The sequence below is a fragment of the Fodinicola feengrottensis genome, from assembly GCF_039530045.1.
In the GTDB taxonomy this organism is placed as follows: domain Bacteria; phylum Actinomycetota; class Actinomycetes; order Mycobacteriales; family HKI-0501; genus Fodinicola; species Fodinicola feengrottensis.
On record NZ_BAAANY010000021.1, the window covers coordinates 82,099 to 104,573 of the forward strand.

General features: G+C 65.9%; 17 protein-coding genes. 8 read left to right on the plus strand and 9 right to left on the minus strand.

Features of this window, described 5'->3' with window-relative positions:
* The first annotated feature begins 75 nt into the window (after positions 1-75).
* Both ABD301_RS27540 and ABD301_RS27545 read left to right on the plus strand, forming a co-directional pair.
* Positions 76-1,458 (plus strand): FAD-binding oxidoreductase, encoded by a 1,383-nt coding sequence (locus tag ABD301_RS27540; protein WP_344313314.1) that lies wholly within the window; start codon positions 76-78, stop codon positions 1,456-1,458.
* A complete protein-coding gene (locus ABD301_RS27545; protein ID WP_163571507.1) occupies positions 1,458-2,720 on the plus strand; it encodes a class I SAM-dependent methyltransferase in 1,263 nt (420 codons plus the stop codon). Before ABD301_RS27540 ends, ABD301_RS27545 begins: the two co-directional genes overlap by 1 nt.
* A gap of 280 nt (positions 2,721-3,000) precedes the next feature.
* On the opposite strand, the gene ABD301_RS27550 is transcribed toward ABD301_RS27545, so the two are convergent.
* From ABD301_RS27550 to ABD301_RS27565, 4 genes are all read right to left on the minus strand, one after another.
* A complete protein-coding gene (locus tag ABD301_RS27550; RefSeq protein WP_163571440.1) occupies positions 3,001-3,615 on the minus strand; it encodes a class II aldolase/adducin family protein in 615 nt (204 codons plus the stop codon).
* Complete coding sequence (locus ABD301_RS27555) at positions 3,612-4,184, minus strand: hypothetical protein (RefSeq protein ID WP_344313316.1); 573 nt, start codon at positions 4,182-4,184, stop codon at positions 3,612-3,614. The genes ABD301_RS27550 and ABD301_RS27555 overlap by 4 nt, the downstream gene beginning before the upstream one ends.
* Positions 4,185-4,390: 206 nt before the next feature.
* Positions 4,391-6,103 (minus strand): ABC transporter substrate-binding protein, encoded by a 1,713-nt coding sequence (locus ABD301_RS27560; RefSeq protein ID WP_344313318.1) that lies wholly within the window; start codon positions 6,101-6,103, stop codon positions 4,391-4,393.
* A 237-nt stretch (positions 6,104-6,340) separates the two neighbouring features.
* Positions 6,341-8,026 (minus strand): ABC transporter substrate-binding protein, encoded by a 1,686-nt coding sequence (locus ABD301_RS27565; RefSeq protein ID WP_163571432.1) that lies wholly within the window; start codon positions 8,024-8,026, stop codon positions 6,341-6,343.
* Positions 8,027-8,388: 362 nt separating this feature from the next.
* Between ABD301_RS27565 and ABD301_RS27570 the strand changes: the two genes are divergently transcribed.
* Positions 8,389-10,443, plus strand: coding sequence for a TIM-barrel domain-containing protein (locus ABD301_RS27570; protein WP_344313319.1), 2,055 nt, complete (start codon positions 8,389-8,391; stop codon positions 10,441-10,443).
* Between the two features lie 283 nt (positions 10,444-10,726).
* On the opposite strand, the gene ABD301_RS27575 is transcribed toward ABD301_RS27570, so the two are convergent.
* From ABD301_RS27575 to ABD301_RS27585, 3 genes are all read right to left on the minus strand, one after another.
* On the minus strand, positions 10,727-11,512 hold the full coding sequence (locus tag ABD301_RS27575; RefSeq protein ID WP_344313320.1) for a DeoR/GlpR family DNA-binding transcription regulator: 786 nt from the start codon (positions 11,510-11,512) through the stop codon (positions 10,727-10,729).
* Between the two features lie 139 nt (positions 11,513-11,651).
* On the minus strand, positions 11,652-13,010 hold the full coding sequence (locus tag ABD301_RS27580; protein ID WP_344313321.1) for an MFS transporter: 1,359 nt from the start codon (positions 13,008-13,010) through the stop codon (positions 11,652-11,654).
* Positions 13,011-13,241: 231 nt separating this feature from the next.
* Positions 13,242-13,682 (minus strand): RbsD/FucU family protein, encoded by a 441-nt coding sequence (locus tag ABD301_RS27585; RefSeq protein WP_344313322.1) that lies wholly within the window; start codon positions 13,680-13,682, stop codon positions 13,242-13,244.
* Between the two features lie 209 nt (positions 13,683-13,891).
* On the opposite strand from ABD301_RS27585, the gene ABD301_RS27590 reads away from it, so the two are divergent.
* The 5 genes from ABD301_RS27590 (at position 13,892) to ABD301_RS27610 (ending at position 20,637) form a co-directional block, all read left to right on the plus strand.
* Complete coding sequence (locus tag ABD301_RS27590; protein ID WP_344313323.1) at positions 13,892-16,768, plus strand: beta-N-acetylglucosaminidase domain-containing protein; 2,877 nt, start codon at positions 13,892-13,894, stop codon at positions 16,766-16,768.
* Between the two features lie 85 nt (positions 16,769-16,853).
* Positions 16,854-17,831, plus strand: a complete 978-nt coding sequence (locus ABD301_RS27595) for a helix-turn-helix transcriptional regulator (RefSeq protein WP_344313324.1) — start codon at positions 16,854-16,856, stop codon at positions 17,829-17,831.
* A 19-nt stretch (positions 17,832-17,850) separates the two neighbouring features.
* A complete protein-coding gene (locus ABD301_RS27600) occupies positions 17,851-18,252 on the plus strand; it encodes a RidA family protein (protein ID WP_163571419.1) in 402 nt (133 codons plus the stop codon).
* Positions 18,253-18,295: 43 nt separating this feature from the next.
* Positions 18,296-20,002, plus strand: a complete 1,707-nt coding sequence (argS, locus tag ABD301_RS27605) for an arginine--tRNA ligase (protein WP_344313325.1) — start codon at positions 18,296-18,298, stop codon at positions 20,000-20,002.
* Between the two features lie 65 nt (positions 20,003-20,067).
* Positions 20,068-20,637, plus strand: a complete 570-nt coding sequence (locus ABD301_RS27610) for a hypothetical protein (protein ID WP_344313326.1) — start codon at positions 20,068-20,070, stop codon at positions 20,635-20,637.
* An 87-nt stretch (positions 20,638-20,724) separates the two neighbouring features.
* Here the strand turns inward: ABD301_RS27610 and ABD301_RS27615 are convergent, their stop codons facing one another.
* Both ABD301_RS27615 and ABD301_RS27620 read right to left on the minus strand, forming a co-directional pair.
* Positions 20,725-21,999, minus strand: coding sequence for an alpha/beta hydrolase family protein (locus ABD301_RS27615; RefSeq protein WP_344313327.1), 1,275 nt, complete (start codon positions 21,997-21,999; stop codon positions 20,725-20,727).
* A gap of 56 nt (positions 22,000-22,055) precedes the next feature.
* Positions 22,056-22,373 carry a cupin domain-containing protein gene (locus ABD301_RS27620; RefSeq protein WP_344313328.1) on the minus strand — a complete coding sequence of 106 codons (318 nt, stop codon included), beginning with the start codon at positions 22,371-22,373 and terminating at the stop codon, positions 22,056-22,058.
* Positions 22,374-22,475: the final 102 nt, after the last annotated feature.

Here is a 22,475-nt window from a genome sequence, read left to right on the forward strand (position 1 = left end):
ACTGGCGAGGAGCTGGTCATCGTGATGGGATCGGACGGTTGGCCGGAGCAGTGAGGGAGCGCCGTGGTGGGGACGATGAGTGGTGGGTTGAATGCTGCGCTAGCCGACTACCGGGTGACCGCGAACCGACTGGCCGGTGAGCTGGCGGCGATCGACCCGAACGAGCCGGTACGGCTGGGCAAGCGAACGTCGAACTTGTTCCGGCTGCGCGACAACAAACCCGTGCATCGGCTGGATGTCACCGGACTGGACCAGGTTTTCCATGTCGACCCGGACGCGATGACCGCGGACGTCGGCGGCATGACGACGTACGAAGACCTGGTCGACGCGACGCTGCCCTACGGGCTGGTGCCGCTGGTCGTGCCACAACTGCGAACGATCACCCTGGGCGGGGCGGTGACCGGCCTCGGCATCGAGTCGCCGAGCTTTCGGAACGGCCTGCCGCACGAGTCGGTGATCGAGGAGGACATTCTCACCGGCGACGGGCAGCTGATCACCGCGCGCCCCGAAGGCGACCATGCGGACCTCTACACCGGCTTCCCGAACTCGTACGGCAGCCTCGGTTATTCGTTGCGCCTGAAGATCCAGCTGGAGCGCGTCACTCCGTACGTCCACCTGCGGCATCTGCGGTTCGACGACGCCGGCGAGTACGCGCAGGCCATCCAGGACATCTGCGCGGCCGGCGAATACCTGGGCGAGCGGGTGGATTTCGTCGACGGGACGGTGTTCACCGCCCGCCGGCATGTGCTGACGCTGGGCAGCTACACCAAATCCGCGCCTTACACCTCGGACTACACCGGCCAGCAGATCTACTACCAGTCGGTTGGCCGGCGGCGCGAGGACTACCTGACGATTGACGACTACCTGTGGCGTTGGGACACCGACTGGTTCTGGTGTTCGCGCGCTTTCGGGGTGCAGGACCCGCGCTTTCGCCGCCTCATCCCGCGCCGGTTCCTGCGCAGTGAGGTCTACTGGAAAGTGGCGAACTTCGAACGCCGGAACCACGTCGTACGCCGGCTGGACCGGGCTCGCGGCAAACCGGAGATCGAGGAGGTCGTGCAGGACATCGAGGTCCCGGTGGACAAGCTGCCGGCCTTCCTGGACTTCTTCCATCGCGAGATCGGCATCTCGCCGGTGTGGGTGTGTCCGCTGCGGCAGGCCCGCAAGGACCTCACCTGGGATCTTTACAAACTCAATCCGGAAATTCTTTATGTGAACGTGGGGTTCTGGTCCAGTGTGGACTTGGCTCCTGGCCAGCCGGATGACACGCACAACCGGCTGATCGAAGCCGAGGTGGAGCGGTTGGGTGGGCGAAAGTCGCTCTATTCCACCGCTTTCTATTCGGAAGAGGAATTCTGGCGGCTGTACAACGGCGAGGCGTACGCGATGCTCAAGAAGCGCTACGACCCCAACGGACGATTCGCCGATTTGTACGCCAAAACAGTCGGGAGGTCATGATGAGTCGCAAGCGCCGCACAATCGCCGACATCATCGCGACAGCGGTCGGGGCCGGTGCGCCGATCGAGTTCGTCGCGTACGACGGCAGCCGCTACGGACCGACCGACGCGCCGGTCAAGGTACGGGTCGTCAACGAGCAAGCGCTGTCGTATCTGGCCACCTCCGCGTCGATGGAGCTGGGCCTGGCGCGCGCGTACGTCAGTGGGGCACTGGAGGTCGAAGGCAAGATCTACGACGCCTTCAAGGTGCTCGGCAGTGTGGACTTCGAGCCGATCGGGGTGGCCGAGAAGGTCCGGGTGTTGCGTGACCTCGGGCTCAAGATCCTGAAGTGGAACCCGCCGCTGCCGGAGGAGATTGGCGCCAGCCGGTTGGCTCACGGCCTGCGGCACGCCAAGAACCGGGACGCGGCGGCGATCAAGCACCACTACGACGTGTCCAACACGTTCTACGAGTGGGTGCTCGGCCCGTCGATGGCGTACACCTGCGCGGTCTATCCGACGGCGGAGTCGACGCTGGAAGAGGCGCAGTACGAGAAGCACGACCTGGTGTGCCGCAAGCTCGGCCTGCAGCCCGGCCAGCGGCTGCTGGACATCGGCTGCGGCTGGGGCGGGATGGTCCGGCACGCGGCCAAGCACTACGGCGTGACCGTGGTCGGCGTGACGCTTTCGCGGCAGCAGGCCGAATGGGGCCAGAAGGCGGTCGCCGAGCAGGGACTGTCCGATGTGGCCGAGATCCGGCACGGCGACTACCGCGACGTGGTGGACGGGCCGTTCGACGCGATCAGCTCGATCGGGCTGACCGAGCACATCGGCGTGAAGAACTACTCGGCGTATTTCCAGAAACTGCATGGCCTGCTAAGGCCGCAGGGCCGGCTGTTGAACCACTCGATCATGCGCCCGACCAACACCGAACGGGTCGCGTACGGACGTGGTTTCATCAACCGTTTCGTGTTCCCGGACGGCGAGATCACCGCTCTTGGGCGTACGGTCACCGCCCTGCAGGACAACGGTTTTGAGCCGCGGCACGCGGAGAACCTGCGTGAGCACTACGCGATGACGCTCAAGGGCTGGTGCGACAACCTCGACGAGCACTGGGACGAGGCGGTCCAGGAGGTCGGGCTCGGGACGGCCCGGGTGTGGGCGCTTTACATGGCGGCCTCACGGCTGTCGTTCGAGAAGAACAAGATCCAGCTGCACCAGGTGCTCGGCGTCAAGGTCGACTCGACCGGCAACGCCAACGTCCCGCTGCGCCCTTGGTTCTAGGTCGATCTGGCGTTTGGCCGCGATGAGTCATCGCGGCCAAACGCCAAGAGGGGTACGGCGCGAAACTGTCGTACCCCTCCGGCAGATTTGCCCCCACCCAGTGACGGGTGGGGGGCGGGTTCGAGGACCAATGTTCAACTAAAAATTAAGGTCCACCTCTCGACCCACCCCCCGCCCGTTCAAAGGGAGGGGGAAAGAAAAACAGACACCTACGACAATTTCGCGCCGCACCTGGTCGGCGGCAGGCACCGAATCGACAATGCTCGTCCGGCAGGGGCCATTAGTCAGTCAGCTTTACGCCGGGCGGGAAGCGCAGATCCGGGCGGCCGGCGAGGACAGCGTGGTAGGTCAGCGTGGCTGCGTCCTCGAGGATGAGCGTACGGCGGTGGGCCATCTCGACGGTGTCGCCGACGCACGAGCTGCCGTGGTAGCCGAGCACCACCGCGTCGCAGTCCGCGCAGGCCGCGGCGGCGTGGTCGGCAAGGTCCCAGGAACCGTTCGGGTAGAAGTCGATGCGGCCGATCCGGGGCAGGTAGTAGGCCTGGTCCAGGGTCAGCGGTTTGATCTCGTGGCCAAGCGCGTCCACCAGTACGGACATCCGCGGGTGGGCGTGGATGACGCTGTTGGCGTCCGGCCTGGCCTGGTACGTACGCAGGTGCAGCCGGTATTCGGTGGACGGCACCGCGGGGCCGCCGACGACCGTGTCATCCAGCCGTACGACCGCGAAGTCGGCTGGCCGGAGCCGGTTCAGCCAGGTCCCCCTGCCGGTGATCACGAAGGTGTCCGAGCCGGCCAACCGGGCCGACAGGTTGCCGGAAGATGCCCTGGTCAGGCCAGTCGCGACCAGGTCACGGCCGACCTCGATAAGCTCCTCGACGAGAGCATCGACGGTCAACGGTCGGCGACCGAGCGCTGCCGGTGGATCCGCGGCGGCTCGCCGCGCTGCGCCTGCTCCTCTTCGGCCCGCTCGGCCTCGGTCAGCGGCAGCACGTCCAGCACGTTGGCGACCTCTCCCAGCCCCACCGTCCGCCGGCTGAGCAGGCCGGTGTCGGTCAGTACGCCGAAGCGGACCAGCGCGCGATGCAGGTCCGAGAGCACCTGCTGGTCGCCGGCGCCAGCCGTCCGGCACACCCGTGACCAGCGCTGCATGTGCCGGGCAAGCCGGCTCACCGAGGCCCCGCCACCGGCCGGTTTCCGGCCGGCCAGCAGCAGCCGCAGCGCCGTACGGTCGGCGTCGTCCTCGGGCAGCGCCCACGGGGACGACTTCCAACCGGCCCTGCTGGTCACCTCTTCGTCATAGCCGGACCACGGTAATCGCGATGACTCGGCGAAAACCGACACCAGCAAGGTCGTCGCGTCCGGTGCCCAGCGCAGCCATCCACCGTCGGTGAGCTGCCGGCGTACGGTCCACAACCGCAACCGGGTCGACCCGTCACCGCCGTCATCCACCGGCTCGACACTCACGAGCCTGTCGCCTTCGGTCCCACGTCGTACCGTCCCCCCACAGGATCACTACGAACCAGATGAACGAAGCAGGTCCCCCGCTGCCTGGATCCATCCATCGTGCACGGTAGCCGGTCGCTACCCAGCAGCGTCATACTGCCCGCGTTAACACGCCGCTAAACGCCAAACGCCCTCACAGGTTCTGTGAGGGCGTTTGGCTGGAGCGCTTAGACGCTGGTGTCGGTGACACCGATCGTGCAGATGTTGATCTCTGAGTAGTTGCTGTCCAGGAACACGTTCCCGCCGATCTTGGAGCCGTGCATCAGGACGGTCTTCAGGTAACGCATCGGGATGGTCGCGGCCTGCTCCTGGACCTGCTGGTCCAGGTTGCCCCATGCCTGCTGGGCCTGCGTCGGGTCGGCGATCTTCGCGGCCGCGTCCATGCCGTTGTTGATGGCCGGGACGTTGAGCTGCGCGAAGTTCTGGTTGCCGGCGGCCGGGATCTGCCGGCCGTCGAACAACGGCGGGATGACCGAGCCACCCGACGGCCAGTCAGCCGCCCACGAGCCAAACGAGATCTCGTTCTGCACAACCGGCTTGCCGATGGTCGCGTAGTACTCGCTGCGCTTGATCGGGTTCGGCGTCACGTTGATACCGGCACGGGCGAACGCGGCCTTGACCGCGGCGGCCGCTTTGTCGTCACCGGAGTTGTTCGTACGGTAGTCGAACTTGATGTTGCGCGAGCAGGTCGGCGACTGGGCCAGCAGCGCCTTGGCCTTGGCCGGGTCACCGGTCGGCGAGGTCTTCGTGCCGTAGAGGTCGAAGTCCTTATGAGCCTTCAGCAACGGGTTGATGATCGAGGTGGCCGGCTCACCGTAGTTCGGGCCGCCGAAAGCGGTCAGGTAAGTGGTCTTATCGATCGCGTACTCGTACGCCTGCCGGCACTTGAGGTCCGGCACCTTCTTGGTGTTGATGGCGATGTAGTACGTGTACGGGGTGAGGCCGGTGACGGTCCGCGCCTTCTCGTTCGGGTCGGCGAGGATGCCGGGCGCCTCGGACGCCGAGACGAACAGGCCGGAGGTGACCGCCGCCTGGTCGTTGCCGCGGTCCTGCTTCAGCCGGTCGGTGACCACGCTCTCGTCCAGGCCGAACGTGAACTGCCACTTGTCCGGGTAGTTCTGGCGCAGGGTGTCCTTGCTCTGGTCCCAGTACTTGTTGCGAACCAGGATCAGCTGCTGGTCACGGGTGTACTTCTGGATCTGGTACGGCCCGTACGAGAAGAACGTGGTGTCGTACTGCGCCTTGGTGTCCTTGTCCTTGCGGACCGCCGAGAAGATCGGCAGGGTCACCGTGTTGTTGAAGTCGGTCACCGGGCTGCTCAGCTTGTACGTGATGGTGTTGCCGTTGCAGATCACCGACGGCAGGCCCTGGGGCGCCTGGTAGATGCCCGGGTAGTCCTTGCCACCGACCAGATACTGCTTCTGGTATTCGGGACCGTCCGGCAGCAGGCTGGAGAACGAGCGCTCCACGCCGTACTTGAAGTCCGCGCAGGTGACGGCCTTGCCGTCCTGCCACTTCAGACCGTCCCGGACGGTGAAGGTCCACTCGGTGGAGTCGGCGTTGTGCTTGCCGATGTCCGTCGCGGAGTCGGCCTGGATCTCGGTGCCGGTCTGCCCAGCGGCCGCCTTGAAGGCGGTCAGGGTGGGCGCGAACAGCCGGTTGAGGCTGAGCTGCTGACCGACGTAGCTGCGCGCCGGATCGAGGTGCTCGAAGTCCTGCTGCATGAGGACGTAGACGGTCCCGCCACGTTTGACGGCGGTGCCACCTCCGCCCCCGCTCGGCGTGTCAGGCGTGCCACATGCGCTCGCCACCAGGGTCACCAGTGACAGAGCCACACCGGCCACGGCTAGTCGTGAGCCGCGGATGCCCTTTAGAGACATTCGATTTCCTTCCCTTTTCCGGACACATCGCCCGCTGTCGCGCGACCCGGTCGTGCCGCACGATATGCCGGTCAAACTCCGGCGCCCAAGAGTGGTCGCCGAAACGTCACCGCATCGTAATCGCGGGACGATCGCCGCCGTACGAGGTTCCACAGAATTTGCCCAGGAACGCACGGAGCCCAGCCACCATCGCGGCGACCAGGCTCCGTGTTTTGGTGCATTCCGGTGCAATGCGGTTCAGCTCACGCCCACATTGCAAAGATCGGCATCGGAATAGACCGGATCAAGGAAAGCACCGGTCACCTTCGAACCGTACAAAACGTATGCCTTGGTGAAACGCAGCGGAATGACGGCCGCGTCCTGCTGCACTTTTTCGTCCAGATCGCCCCACATCATCTGGGCTTTGGCGTTATCGGGTTCTTTGTACGCGGCGTCAATTCCGGCGTTGATGGCCGAGTCGTTCAGCTGCGAACGGTTCGGGTTTCCACTCGCGCTGATAATCCGGCCGTCGAACAGCTGCGAGATGACCGCCGAACCGGACGGCCAGTCGGCGATCCAGCTGTTGATCGCCATGTCGTGCTGGGCCGCCGGCTTGCCGACGGTGGCGATGTAGACGTTGCGGGCGATCGGGTTCAGCTTGACGGTGATGCCGGCCCGGGCCATGCCGGCCACGATCGCGGCCGCGGCCTTGTCGTCGGCGGTGTTGCCGGTCCGGTAGTCGAACGTGATGGTGCGCGGGCAGGTCGGCGACTGGGCCAACAGCTGCTTGGCCTTGTTCGGGTCACCCTGCGGCATCTTCTGCAGGCCGTACACGTCGATGCTGTCCCGGTGGGCCGGCAGATTCGGCGCGATGATCGAGGTGGCGAGCTCACCGACCGCCGGTCCGCCCAGCGCGGTCAGGTAGGTCGTCTTGTCGATCGCGTACGTGTACGCCCGACGGCAGTTCACGTCCTTGATCTTGCTGTTGTTGATCGACAGGTAGTACGTGAAGCCGTCCGGGCCGCTCAACAGCCGGGACTTCAACTTCGGGTCGGCCTGCACCTGCGCCACCTGTTGCGGCGAGATGTTGGCGCCGAGGGTGATCGTGCTCTGGTCCGGGCCCTGGTCGTGCAGCATCCGGTCGGTGATGACGGTCTCGTCGGCACCGATCGCGAAAGCCCACTTGTCCGGCAGGTTCTTGCGAACCGGATCCTTTGCCTGATCCCAGAACTTGTTACGGCTGAGGTCAATCGACTTGGATCGCACGTAGCTGTCGATCTGGTACGGCCCGTACGAGAACACGTTGTTGTCGTACTTTTCCTTGGTGTCCTTGTCCTTACGCACCGCGCTGAACGTCGGCAACGTCACCGTGTAGTTGAAGTCGTTGATCGACTTGTTCAGGTGGAAGGCGATTTTGTTGCCACTGCAGATAATCGAGGGCAGTCCGGCCGGGTCGAGGTAGATGCCCTTGTACGAGTCGCCGCCGACCAGATACTGCTTCTGGTAGTCGGCGCCGTCGGTGATCAGGTCGGAGAACGAGCGCTCGACGCCGTACTTGAAGTCGTCACAGGTGACGGCCTTTCCGTCCTGCCACTTCAACCCGTCCCGGAGGGTGAAGGTCCACACGGTGTTGTCGGCGTTGTGACTGCCGGTGTCGGTGGCCGAGTCGCCGGTGATCTCCGCGCCCGCCTTGCCTGGCGCGTTCTTGTACGCGGTCAGCGCCGGCGCGATCAGCCGGTCGAAGCTCTCGCCGGCCGCGGTGTAGGTCCGCTGCGGGTCGATGTGCTCGAAATCCGACTGTATGAGCACGTTGAGCGTGCCGCCTCGGTGCTCCTTGCCATTGCCCGCGTCGCCACCGGAGTCCGGCGTGCCACACGCGCTAAGCGCGAGCGCGGCGGCTGACGCCAAGGCGACCCCCCGCAAGACCCGCTTTCGATCAGACATGTCCCATTCCTTCCGCGCCCGTCTCCGCCGGCCACGGCCCGTCGGGATGTGAATCACAGCGAACCGACACTGGCAGACAATTTTTTACTGCAGCGCAGCATAGGACGGTTTCCACCATCGCCGCACCGGTTCGCGGCCCGACAGTTCCGATTCCCGCATCGGCGAAAATGTGCATTTAACCCCACATATACTGACGGTCGCTCGGTCGGCTCGCGAACTTTAGCGCACCATCGCCCAGATCGCCGCGCGGAGCGACTCACGCGTCTTGACATTGCGATCGAGAGCGGGTGAGCTATGCATGTTAGTGGCACAAAATCCCAACTTTCACGCAGGAACAGTCATTCGAGTTGCTGGGAGTGCTGATGGCTCGTACCCGTACCCTCCTCACCGCCGGAGCGTTTGCCCTGGTCACCGCCCTACTGCCGACCATCACCACGGTCGGCGCGGCGGCTGCCGATCGAGATGGCCCAGGCCCGGTCGCCGTGAGCGAATCCCGCGGTCAACTGACAGTCACCGTGCCGCCGGGGCATGGCGGCCCGGGCTATCGGCTGCTGATCGACGAGAAGACCCTCGGCGTGCGCACCGTGCGCGCCGGCAGGACGGTTCTGGCCACCAACCCGGCCGGCGGGTTCGCGTTCGGCGACCAACACGCCACCAGCGTCACGACGTGGAGTTATGCGGCCGGCACGCTGCGAATAGCGGCCGCCTCGACCGCGCCCGCAGACACCGTCGCGGTGGCGATCACGCCGACCGCGGACCGGTACGACCTGACGTGGTCGGTCGCCGGCGCGCCGGCCGGCGCCCGTACGGTGAGCTACCAACTGTCCTCCGCCGGTCACTGGTACGGCGGCGGCGAGACCAGTGAGGGCGCGGCCCAGCCGTACCCGCTGGACGCCGGGCAGGTGTCGGAGCCGGACTTCTCGCCGGCCAGCTACCTGATGATGGAGCCCTACTGGTACACGTCGTCGTCGGTCGGCAACTACGTCCGGACGGCCTCGCCGATGGACGTACAGATCAACAAATCCGCCTCCGGGCTCGGCGATTTCACCATCAAGAGCACGGATTCGTACGCCTCGACGGTGTTCGTGGAGTCGACACCGTCCGCCGTCTACCAAGATTATGTCGAGGTCGTAGGAAAACCGTCGAAGAGCGACGCGACTCCAGCCGAGATCGCGCAACCGTTGTGGAATTCATGGGCACAGTTCTACACCGCCATCGACCAGAACAAAGTCCTTGACTGGGCCGGAAAACTGCACGCGGCCGGGCTCGGTGGGCACACCATCCAGCTGGACGACAAATGGGAGTCGAATTACGGCAACCTGACCTTCGATCCGAAGACTTTCCCCAACCCCAAGGCAATGTCCGACCAGATTCACTCGATGGGCTATCATTTCGGGCTCTGGACGACGCTCTGGATCAACCTCGACTCGGCGAATTACGCGTACGCGAAGGACCACGGCTATCTGCTGGCCGCAGCCGCCGATTCGACCAAGCCATGCACTGTCACCTGGTGGAACGGCACCGCCGGGATCATCGACCTCGGCAAGCCCGCGGCTCGCGACTGGTACACCGGCAACCTGCACCAACTGATGTCCACGTACGGCGTGGACGGCTTCAAGTTCGACACCCGTTTCTTTGACGACAGCTGCGCTCCGGCCGCCGGCGTACAGGCCGGCGACTACCAGCGGCTCGGCGCCGAAATGGCCGACGGTTTCGACCTGCAGGGTGCCGGCGTACGAGTGCACTGGGGCAACCAGAAATATGGTTTCGTGATCCGCGCGGTCGACGCCGGCACGAGTTTTCCCGAACTGCGAACGACTTTGCGCCGCTCGATGGCGATTTCCACCGACGGCTATCCCTTCGTGGAAACCGACATGATCGGCGGCTCGCTCGGCGAACCGGCGCCCACCAAGCAGGTCCTGGTCCGCTGGGCACAGGCAGCGTCGCTGATGCCGCTGATGTATTCGTCGACCTCCCCACTCGGCGTCGTCGACCACACCACCGGCAAACCCGTCACGTACGACCCGGAAACCGTGCAGCTCTACAAGAACGCCATCGCGCGACACGGTCGGCTCTCCGACTATTTGCAAGCCCAGGCCCGGAAATCCGTCGCCGACGGCACACCGATCATCCGGCCGGTATTCTTCGACTTCGCTGCCGACCAACGCTTCTACACGACCGACGATGAGTGGATGCTCGGCCCCTCGGTGCTCGCCGCTCCGGTGTTGAGCGACTCCCCCACCCGCACGATCGACCTGCCGGCCGGCGCGTGGTTCGACACCGTCACCCACCGAGTGATCACCGGCCCACGCACGTTGTCCGCGTACCCGGCCCCTCTCGGCGTCACCCCCGCCTTCGTCCGCCTGGGCGCCCCGGGCGCCGCCACCGCGATCGCCGCCCTCTCCCACCAGTCGTAAACCCACCCCTTCACCGCCGTCGTGACAATCGGACACCGGCCCACTCTGTCCGATTGCCGCCCCATTTCGCGGAATCCGAGTAGGTGGGGCGCGAAATTGTCGTAGGTGTCTGTTTTTCTTTCCCCCTCCCTTTGAACGGGCGGGGGGTGGGTCGAGAGGTAGACCTTAATTTTTCGTTGAACATTGGTCCTCAAACCCGCCCCCCACCCGTCACTGGGTGGGGGCGATTTTTCGGGTCGGGTACGACAGTTTCGCGCCGCACCCTATGTAGACCGGGAGAGGATCAGACGCGCTGGACTTCGACGCCGGCGTCGGTGAAGCGGGCGCACATGTCGAGGTCGGCGGCTTCGTCGGTGATCAGTACGTCGACCTTGTCGATGCTGCAGATCCGGGCGAAGGTGCCGACGCCGAGTTTGGAGCTGTCGGCGACCACGATGACCCGGCGGGCGCGGCCGACCATTTGGGTGTTGACGCCGGCTTCGCTCTCGTTGTGCGCGGTCGCGCCGTGCCGTACGTCGATGCCGTCGACGCCGATGACGGCGGCGTCCAGGGTGATCAGGTCGAGGATGCCGGAGGAGAGTGGGCCGACCAGCTCGTACGACTGCGGCCGGGCCACTCCGCCGGTGACGACGATCTTGATGTGTGGGCGGACGGCCAGCTCGTTGGCGATGTTGAGGGCGTTCGTGACGATGGTCAGTGCCGGGTTGACCGAGCTGGCGGCCAGCTCGTCGCTCTCGGCCAGCGACCGGGCCACCTCGGTGGACGTGGTGCCTCCGTTCAGCGCGACCACCCAGCCGACCTCGACCAGGCTCGCGGCGGCCCGGGCGATCCGGAGCTTCTCCTGGGCGTGCCGGGCGGTCTTGTAGCGCAGCGGCAGGTCGTACGAGACGCTGGTGAGCACCGCGCCGCCGCGGGTACGGGTCAGCATCCGCTGCTCGGCGAGCTCGTCCAGATCGCGGCGGATGGTCGCGGTGGACACGCCGAGCTCGCTGGCGGCCTGCTCGACGCCCAGCTGGCCGTCCCGGGCGAGCGCCTCCAGCAGCGCGTTCCAGCGTTCGTGGCGGGGCACCCGCCTCAGCCGCCCAGGCGGCGGGTCGACCAGCTGCTCTCAGACCGCATCGGAGCAGAATAGCCGCAGACGGCCCCGCTCAGGGTGCCGGCGGGCCGGCCAGTGCCGGCGATCTTTCGGTACGCCCTCTACAGAGACCTCACACCGGCTCGGCAGCCAGCGCGGTCTGCTTGCGGTCGGCGCTGATCTTGGACATCGGCACCCGTGCGGTCTCCGGGATCAACAGGATCGGCAGCAGGCCGATGAGCCCGGCGGCGATCAGATAGTACGCCGGGATGTCCTTGTCGCCGGTGGCATTGATCAGCGCCACCACCACCACGCCGGTGGTGCCGCCAAAGAGCGAGGTGGAGATGTTGTAACCAATCGCGAACGAGCCATATCGCACCCTGGTCGGGAACATCGCCGGGAAGGTCGACCCGATGACCGCGAGGATCAACAACAAAAGGAAGGCGACGATCGCGAATCCGAGGATCAGCGTGAAAATATTGCCCATCTGCATGAGTTTGATCGCTGGATAGCTCAGCACGACAAAACCAATCGCCGAAGCCAGCAGCAGTGGTTTTCGGCCGATCCGGTCGGAAAGTGCGCCCAGTGGCGCGATCAACGCCATCTGCGCGAGCTCCACGCCGATGATGATCAGCCCGGACTCGGTGTCGCTGACATGGAGATACTGGGTGAAGTACGACGGCATGGTGGTCAGCAGCATGTAGTCGGCGACGTTGAGCAGAATGACGATGCCGATCAGGTTCAGGATCATCTTCCAGTTGCCGAACAGGGTCTCCCGCAGCGGCGCGTGGTCCGGCCGCTGCCCGTTTCGCTCCTGCAGCTTGAAAGTCGGCGTCTCCTCGAGCCGGGTCCGCAGGTACAGCCCGACCAGACCCAACGGCAGCGCGATCAGGAACGGGATCCGCCAACCCCAGGCGCTCAGCTGCGCACTCGTACAGGTGGCGACCACGGCCAGCACCACGACCTGGCCGAGCACATAGCCGCTCAGCGTGCCGAATTCCAGGAAACTGCCGAAGAAACCTCGTCTTTTGGTGGGCGCGAACTCGGCTATACAGGTGGCCGCGCCACCATACTCACCGCCGGTGGAGAATCCCTGAATCACCCGCAACAGCAACAAAAGAACCGGTGCGGCGATCCCAATCGCGGCGTAGGTGGGCAGCACACCGACCAGAAAGGTGCAGCCAGACATGATCAGGATAGTCGCGGCCAGCACCACGCGGCGGCCCACTTTGTCGCCTAGCGGACCCCAAAAAGCGCCACCGAACGGTCGTACGATAAAACCGACGGCCACCAGCGCCAGGGATTTCAGCACCGCGGTGCCGCCCTGGTCGCCGGGGAAGAAAATCGTGCCCACCACTCCGGTGATGGCTCCAGCGGTGAAAACTCCGTAGTCGTACCACTCCACCGCGTTGCCGATCGCGGAGGCAAACACCGCCCTGCGGACCATTGCCGCATCCGGCTCGTGCAATTCCGGCTCCGCTGCCTGCGTCATCGCGACCGGCCTCCCTTACCGTACGCCCGTTTTACCGTTATTCCGAACGCAGGATAATGGCCGGCGATGGGTGTCGCATCGCGACAAAGCGGAAACCGCTCACGTTTACCGTGTGACAAAGAGCCAAATAAATGTCCGGTCGGATAGGTTTAAACTCGTCCACCAGGTTTGACCGGGACAAAGAGGCGATCGGGCCCGGGAATTGGCCAGGTCCCCTACCGGCCAAAAAATTTATGAAGTGGGCTCCGGCAGCACGCCTTTGCCGAGCAGAAGGCAGCCATAGAGCCGGTGCTCACTGGTCACCAGCACGGCGAATGCGGCCCGCGCCCGGTCGTAGAACTCGAACCGGGAGACCGCGCCGACCGGTACGTTCCAACCGGAGACCCGACGGATGCCGGCGACCGCGTCGACCTGCACCGGCGGCAGCGTTTCCGGGTCGTCCACCACGGCCATCCGGACGATCGGCGCGTCCACGAACCGGTCCAGCGGCAGGACCGTACACACCGCCTCAGCGGCGGTCGGCACGTCCACACCGTCCAGCCGTACGACCCGACGCCCCATCGTGACCGCCGGAAAGTTCGCGTCCACCACCGCGATCTCGTCCCCGTGCCCCATCGCGGCCAGTACGTGCAGCAGGTCGGCGTGCAGGAGTGGATCCATCCCCTTGAGCATCGAGCTCCTTTCGTCGACGGTCACCCTACCCGCCAAAAGATCGTTTTCTCACCGCCCGGGAACCGCGATCGTCGGCCTCTTTCGTGAGTTTTTCCGGCCACCCCCTTGACAGCAGAGCCTTCAGATACTGGTATGTACCAGATGCTTGTCAGGCTCTCCGACCGGAGGCTCATATGAACCTGCTGTCTTCCCGGCGCAGACGAGGTGCCTTGACCACCGCGCTGATGGTCGCCCTCGGCGTGTTGGCAGCGCCGACCGCGAGCCATGCGGACGTGGCGATCCCGGCGGTGTCACCGACCCCGCAGTCGATAACCGCGTTTTCCACCGGTTTCGCACTGCCGTCCAGCGCCACTCTGGTGGTCGGTACGACCACCGACGCATCCGCCATAAGTGCGGTGACCACGACCCTCCACACCGCTGGAGTCGCCTCGGTGACTACCGGCTCGGCCGCTGGCAGCGGCCTGGCGGTCTACGTCGGCGGGCCGGCCGAGAGCGGCGCGACCGCGTCCGTCCTGAGCGACCTCGGCGTCGCCGGCCCCGCCGGGCTGCCGTCCGGTGGGTACGTGCTGGCCGCCGGCGAGCGCTCCGGTACGCCGGTGGTCGCCCTCTCCGGCGTCGATCCCACCGGCACGTTCTACGCGGCCCAGACGCTGCGACAACTGATCGTGCCGGGCAGTCCGGCCCGGCTGCCGGGCGTACAGGTACGCGACTGGCCCGGTTTTTCCATGCGTGGCGGCGAAGAGTCGTTCTACGGTCAGCCGTGGGCGCAGGCCGACCTGCTGCACCAGATGGACTTTCTGGGCCAGCACAAGATGAACTCGTTCCTCTACACGGTCAGCGGCGACGATCACACGGCCGGCGCGAACTGGCGAGTGCCCTACCCGGCCGCCGCCCTGAGCGCGCTGGCCGAAGCGGTCGCGCGGGCGAATGCGAACCACGTCGACTTCCTCTACCGGATCGACCCGGAAGCGCCGGAGGCGCCCAACAGCGGGATCTGCCACTCCAGCCAGAGCGATTTGGACGCGCTTATCGCGCGCTACCAACAACTTTGGGACATCGGTATCCACACCATCTCGATCGGTTGGGACGACACGTCCGGCCATTTTCTCTGTGCCGCGGACACCTCCGCGTTCGGGTCGGACGCCAGTCCCACCGCCGCCGCGCAGGCGTACGACACGGCATATGTCCAAAACCATTTCGTCGCGACCCACAGTGGCGGCAAGCTCATCGCGGTGCCGCAAGAATACGCTGGCACCGGATCCTCCACCTACCGGACCCGATTCGCCGCACTCACCCCACCAGCGGTGACCTTCTTCTGGACTGGCCCACAGGTCGTCTCGCCAACGATCAGTGGCACCGACTTTTCCCAGGCACAGAGCGCTTTCGGCGGCCGTCCGCTACTGATTTTCGACAACTATCCGGTGAACGACTACGAGTCGAACCAGCAGCACCTTGGCCCGCTGGTGGGCCGCGACCCGGCGCTGGCGCAGTCCGCGGTCGGCCTGATGGCCAATGAAATGCAGGAAGAAGAGCCGTCGCTGATCTCGCTCTTCACGATTGGCGACTTCGACTGGAATCCGGGTGCGTACAACGCACAGAATTCCTGGAGCCGGTCACTGGCCGAGCTCGGTGGCCCCGCGGCGGACGCTTTGCGCAAGTACGCCGAAAGTTCGGTCAACTCACCGCTGACCACCGAGGTCGCTCCGGTCGTACAACCGCTGATCTCCGCTTTCGTGACGGCTTTCCGGTCGCACACCGACCTCACCGCTTCCAGCACGGCTTTGCTGGCCGAGTTGGAAAAAATCCACGCAGCACCGGCCACTTTGCGAAGCACCCTCAACAACCCGTCATTCCTGGCCGACAGCGAGCCGTATTTCAGGACCCTGGAAGCCGAAACCGCGGCTGCCGAGTCGGCGGTCGCGGCGGTCGAAGCGGTGAACGCCGGCGATGAGGCCGCCGCGAGCCAGGCTCGCGCCCAGATGTCGGCGGCTTTGGTTGGGTTGACTGGAAAGAACATCGGTGCCGGCGTCTATGACCAATTGGTGGCTTTCGCTCGCGGGTCGCGCCCCTCCACCGCACTGAAGGCCGACAACGGTGACCAGTCGATCTTCGCCCGCGGCGCCGACGGGCAGCTGTACACCAGCTGGCAGACCTCGCTGGGCAGCGGCTGGCAGCCGCCGGCCGCCATCGCGGGCATCACCATGCAGGGCACCCCGGACGTGATCGTCACCCGCGGCGGCGCGATGGCCGCGGTCGTACGAGCCAGCGACAACACCCTGCGCGTCAGCCTGCAGAGCGGCCCGGGCGGCGGCTGGGGATCGTGGACCAACCTCGGGGCACCGGCCGGCGCGGCGACCGGCAGTCCGCGGGTGGTGCTCAGCGACAACGGGCTGCTGTCGGTGTTCGTCCGCGGTGCCGACGGCAAGCTCTACACCAGCTGGCAGAACGGCGAAAACAGCACGTCCTGGCACGCGTACGCGCTGGTCGCCAACGGCGTCGCGATGGTCGGCGACCCGGACGCGATCATGGCCGCCAACGGCACGTTGTCCGCGTACGTACGAGATGGCAACGGCCACCTCTGGACCAGCTGGCAGCCGGCGGTCGGCAGCGCCTGGCACGACTGGACGGACCTGGGCGCCGGCGCCGGCGGCGACCCGCGGGTGCTGATTGGCCCGAACAACGCGATGTCGCTCTACTTCCGCGGCGGCAACGGACAGTTGTTCACCACCTGGCAGAGCGGTTTTGGCGGTAGCTGGTCGAAACCGTTCACTCAGATCGGCTCGGCCGCGATGGTGGGTACGCCGGACGTGGCGGTCAGCCCGAACGGCGCCCTCTCCGCGTACGTCCACGGCGCCGACGACAATCTCTGGACCACCTGGCAGAGCGCGCCGGGCTCCGGCTGGACCGCCTCGGCCGCCGTCGGGCTCAGCCGGCTGGCCGGCAACCCGCGGATGGTCGAGTGGGTCAACGGCGCCTTGTCCGCCTTCGGCGTCAACCGCGATGGCCAGTTCGTCACCAGCTGGCAGTCCTGGCCCGGCTCCGGCTGGTCCGGCGCGGTCGCCCTCGGCGGTCCCGTCACCCCCTGACCTTCGCGACTGACCGAGCAAACTGGGTTCTGTCGCCCCTGGGTAGAGGTCAGAAGCTGGCCGCTATGTGTGCGAGTCTGGGAGCATGCTCGAAACCTCGGCGCGGCTGCTGGCGCTGCTGTCACTGTTGCAGGCCCGCCGCGACTGGCCCGGCGGCGCGCTCGCCGAGCGGCTGGAGGTGAGCCCACGGACGGTACGACGCGATGTCGACCGGCTCCGGGACCTCGGTTATCCAGTGCTGGCCACCAAAGGGCCGGACGGCGGCTACCGGCTGGACGCGGGCGTTGACCTGCCGCCGCTGCTGTTCGACGACGACCAGGCGGTCGCCGTCGCGGTCGCGTTGCAGACTGCCACCACCACGGTGACTGGCATCGAGGAGCCGGCGCTGCGGGCGCTCGCGACCGTACGGCAGGTGATGGCGGCCCGGCTGCGACACCGGGTCGACGCGTTGCGGATCACCCCGGTCGCCAGATCCGCCAGCTGGGACGCGAAAAAAGTCAACGCCGACCATTTGCTGGCGATTGGCGCGGCGGTACGAGCGCGTGCGGTGCTGCGCTTCGACTACCAGCCGGTGAGCGGGGCCGACGACACCGCGTTCGTACCGCCGCGCCGGGTGGAGCCACACCACGTGATCACCTGGAGCGGCCGCTGGTATCTCGTCGCGTGGGACCTGGACCGGGCCGACTGGCGGACCTTCCGGGTCGACCGGATGACGCCTCGTACGCCCACCGGCCCGCGGTTCACCCCGCGCGAACTGCCAGCGCCGGACGTTGCCACGTACGCGGCGGAGAAATTCCGCGATCCCGGTATGCCCTGCGAGGGCACCGCGATTTTGCACACTTCAGCCAGAAACGCCGCCGAGCGGGCTCGCGGCCAGGGCGTGGTCGAGGAACTGGGGCCGAACCGCTGCAAAGTCACCCTCGGCTCGTGGTCGTGGACCGGCCTCGCGGCCACTTTTGCCATGTACGAGACGGATCTGGATATCGTCGGCCCAGCCGAGCTGCGGTCGGCGGCCGCGGACCTCGGCCAGCGCCTGACAAAATCGAGTCGCGCCGACGAGTGACCGCTATTAGGTTCGGTGGATGCCCGTACGCCTGATCCGCAGTCCCACCCTGTCCACGGTGGCCGAGTATGCGTATTCGTCCAGTGTCGAACCGCCGGCCCGGCTGATCTACGCGGCCGGCGCCTGCCCACTCGATGCTGACGGGGTAACCGTCGGCGTTAGCGACTATGCCGCCCAGGCCCGGCAATGCATGCTGAATCTGCAGGTCGCTCTCGCCGACGCTGGCGCGAAACTCACCGATGTAGCCAAAACCACCGTTTATGTGGCCTCTTCACGGCAGCCCGATCTGGTGACTGCCTGGCAGGTCGTACGCGAATTCTTCGGCGACCACGACGTGCCGAGCACACTGCTGGGGGTGGCCTGCCTTGGTTACCACGACCAACTCGTCGAGGTCGAAGCCGTCGCCGCGGTCGCACCGTAATAACTTGGACGGCGAGTCCATCCGTACCGGATAATCAATAGTCATGCACATCCTCGAAAGTCAGCTGCGGGATCGACTCGCGACGGCGTTCTCCGCTGTCGCGGGCGAGTCGGTGGATCCCGTGCTGCGCCGGTCCAAACACGCTGATTTCCAGGCCGACGGCGCATTGGCACTGGCCCGGCGGCTGCACCGCGCGCCGCGGGAGATCGCCGCCGACGTGGTGGAAGCCGCCGATCTCGCGGACCTTTGCGACCACGTCAAGGTGACCGGCCCTGGCTTCGTCAGTTTGACCGTACGAGACGATGCCATCGATCGACTGCTGACCGCGCTGACCACCGATGCGCGACTGGGCGTGCCGCTGACGAGCAAGCCGGAGACCGTGGTGATCGACTACAGTTCTCCCAACGCTGCCAAGGAAATGCACGTCGGCCACATCCGCTCGACCATTCTCGGCGATGCGGTCTCCCGACTGCTGGAATTCCTCGGCCACAAAATCATCAGGCAGAACCATCTCGGTGACTGGGGCACGCCGTTCGGAATGTTGATCGAGCACCTCATCGACCTCAATGAGACTGCTGAGCAGTCGGTGGCGGACCTGAGCGGCTTCTATCGCGCTGCCCGCAACAAATTCGATCGCGACCCCGAATTCCAGCAACGCTCCCGCCAACGAGTGGTGCTTTTGCAGGGCGGTGACGAGGAAACCCTGCGATTGTGGCAGACGTTTGTGGACGCGTCGAAGAAATACTTCCTCACCGAGTACGAAAAACTCGGCGTCCGGCTGACAGCGGCTGATTTCGCTGGCGAGAGCACCTACAACCACCTGCTCCCAGAGGTGGTCGAGGACCTGGACAAGCTCGGGCTGCTGCGCGAGAGCGACGGCGCCCAGTGCACCTTCCCGGCCGGCTTCAGCAATCGCGACGGCGATCCGTTGCCTTTGATCGTACGAAAGAGCGACGGTGGCTACGGTTACGCCGCGACCGACCTCGCGACCCTCCGGCACTGGATCGAACAGCTGCACGGCAGCCGCCTGATGTATGTGGTGGGCACCCCACAGCGACTGCATTTTCAGATGGTGCACCAAACCGCGCGGGAAGCCGGTTGGCTGGCCGAGCCGGTCCGCGCCGAACACATCGGTTTCGGCTCGATCCTGGGTCCGGACGGGAAAATGTTGCGCAGTCGCGAAGGAACGTCGACCAAGCTGGCCGACCTGCTGGACGAGGCCATTTCCCGTGCGGGAGCGGTCATCGCCGAGAAAGACCCCGAGCTGTCCGCCGCGGACAGGCGCGCGCTGGCCAACGTGGTCGGGATTGGCGCGGTCAAATACGCCGACCTCTGCATTGAGCGTACGAACGACTATGTCTTCGACTACGACCGGATGCTCGCGTTGGACGGCAACAGTGCACCCTACCTGCAGTTCGCGCACGCCCGGATCTGTTCCATTCTCCGCAAAGCCGACACCGTGCCGGCCGGTCCGGTGCTGATCACCGAACCGGCCGAACGGAAAGTGGCGTTGGAGCTGCTGGCTTTGCCGGGAATCCTCGAAGAAGTGGCCGAGTCGGCGCACTTTCACAAGCTGACCGGCTATCTTTTCGGGCTGGCCACCACCTTCACCGGTTTCTACGAGAAATGCCCAGTCCTGCGGGCCGAACCTGGCATAAGGGAAAGCCGGCTGGCGCTGTGCGACCTGACGGCTCGTACGCTCGCGCTCGGCCTCGACCTGCTGGGCATCGGCGCGCCGGAGCGGATGTAGCCTGACAGATCGTGGCCAGTGCCGTACGCTCAGCGATCGAGACCGGAGCCGATCGAGGGAGCGAGATGTCTGGATCCGTACGCCCGATTTTGTTGTCAGCGCTGACATTGCTGGCCGTCGGCGGGCTGGCGATGACTCCGACCAGCGGCTCGGCCGCGGTCCAGGACTCGTCCGCTGGCCAGCCGGGCGCGGTGGCGCTGGTGAGCACGGCGACGGCTTTCCACCAGCATTCCCTCGCCCCCGCCGACCCGCCGGCCGGGCAGTGCATGCTCGGTGGCTGGAACGCGAGCTGGCCGTCCGGAACGCGGGTCGCGATCACCTTCACCACCAGCGTCAGCTGCGGCACCGGCCTGACGGTGACCACCTCGGTCACCTCGATCCTGCACGCCGCCGGTGGGGCGGCCGAGTCGACGGCGCCGACCGCGCAGGGCAACACCCCCGGCACCATCGCGAGCTCGGCGACCTCGACCCGTTTCGCCCGCCCCACCACGCATTACGTCGAGCACAAGTCGACCTCGACCCTGCACCCCAGCAGCGCTGGCACGCTGGTTTGGCAGGGTCTGCCGGCGGGTTGCACCGGCGCCGGCACCGCGACCGCCACCTGCGACATCAACGAACCGAGCTTCACGATCTGAGGCCCGCCAGGAGTCGCCAGGTGGTGAGGGCGACCCGCGCCCGAGGGAGGCCGGTCGGCTCTCTACCAAGTGGCGATGTGCTCCTGGCTATGACAGCCAGCCGGCGATGTCGGCGACAACTTCCGGGTCCATGTGTTGTACGGGCTCGTATTCCGCTGGCGTCGACCGGCCGGTCCCGGGAGTGAAAAGGTGATTGTCCGCGTCGTACACCCGAATGGTCACGTCCGGCCGACCGACCAGACCGGCTTTCCAGATCGCCAGGTCGTCGGCGACGGTAACCTGGTAATCGCGACCGCCCTGCACCACGAATATCGGTTTTCCCAACCCAGCGGCCACTTCTGCTGGCCGATAATCGCGTAGGTCCAGCCAATAGGCCGCCGACACGCCAAAAGGCAGGTCACTGGCCGGTGTCTGCGGCGAGAGATCAGGACTGTCGACCCTGCGAGCCTGCGCGGTAATCGCATCAATGGCCGGCTGAGCCGCCGCGGCCGCGGCCGGCTCCAGCGACGCTAGATAGGTGATTTGTCGTACGGTGGCCCAATGCAGCGGTTGCGCACCGCCAGCCAGAATGACCAGCCCAGCGACCGACTTTTCAGCATGGGCGACCCGCGGCGCGACCGTACCGCCGAGGCTGTGACCAAGCACGAACACCCGCGCACTGTCGATCGCGGGATGCTCGCGAAGCAGCTGGATGGCCGCCACCGCGGCCGGCACATATTCGTCGGTCGCCGTGAAACCGCGTACTTTCCCCAGCTTGGCCCCATGTACGTAGGTGACCTTGTCGAAGCGAAGGACGGCCACGCCGCGGCTCGCGAGCCCCCACGCGAGATCTTTGAACGGCTTGTTCCGCCCTATTGTCTCGTCCCGATCCAACGGCCCCGAACCGCACAACAAGACGACCGCGGGCAGCGGCCCCGGCCGATGCGGCAGGCTCAACGTGCCCGGCACCGCGAACTCACCGGCCCCCAACGTCACGTCTTTTTCGTCAAACTCCGCGACATCGACGTACTCCGGCGCCTCCCACGGCGCGGCCGGCTGAGCCGCCTCGGCGGCCGCGAACTGGATCCCCGTCAGCCAGCCCGCATTGTTGACCGAGACAACAACCGCCACCTCCCCGTGCTGGAAACGCACCGGGATCCGGACAACCACCGCCCCCGGGCCGGCCGCCTCGCTCACCGCCATACCAGTCGCCACGACCGGCCCGTACCGATCAACCCCGGCCGCCCACCCGCGCTGGATCGCGTCCGCGGTCACCAACGCCCGCACCTGTGGCGCGAACATATCCCCCATCTCGGCGAACCGCCCGTCCCGCATCAGTTCGACAGCGGCCAAAGCGTTCTGTGTCGGCGTACGCGCCATCATCGGATCCTCCGGAGTGCTGACCGTCTCCCCTAGCGTGACACGGCTTCACCAGAAAGCTACGCAGGCACGGACGGACCGAACAGCAGTAGGCGTACACCCTCATCGGTGGCGGGCTGATGTTTTGTGCCCGGCTCGTAGTAGAGATACATGCCGGCGCGGTAGCGGGTCTCGCCTTCGACCAGTTCGCCGCTGACGATGTAGATCAGCTCGTCCCGGTCGTGGACGTCGACCTGCGGCCACACGGTGCCGGGCGCCATGTCGAACACTCGCACCGGCACCTGTCCACCGCTGGGCAGGGCACGCCTGGTGATACCCGGAAAAATCTCGGTTGATTCCACGTCATCGATCACCATTGCATGCAGTTGAGGAGTCATGACCTCAGAATCACCGCCGAGCCGATTCATCTCGAGTGGATGTTCGGCCACCTTCAGGGCGATTCCCGCCAACCCGGCCAACGGCGAATAACCTTCATTCCC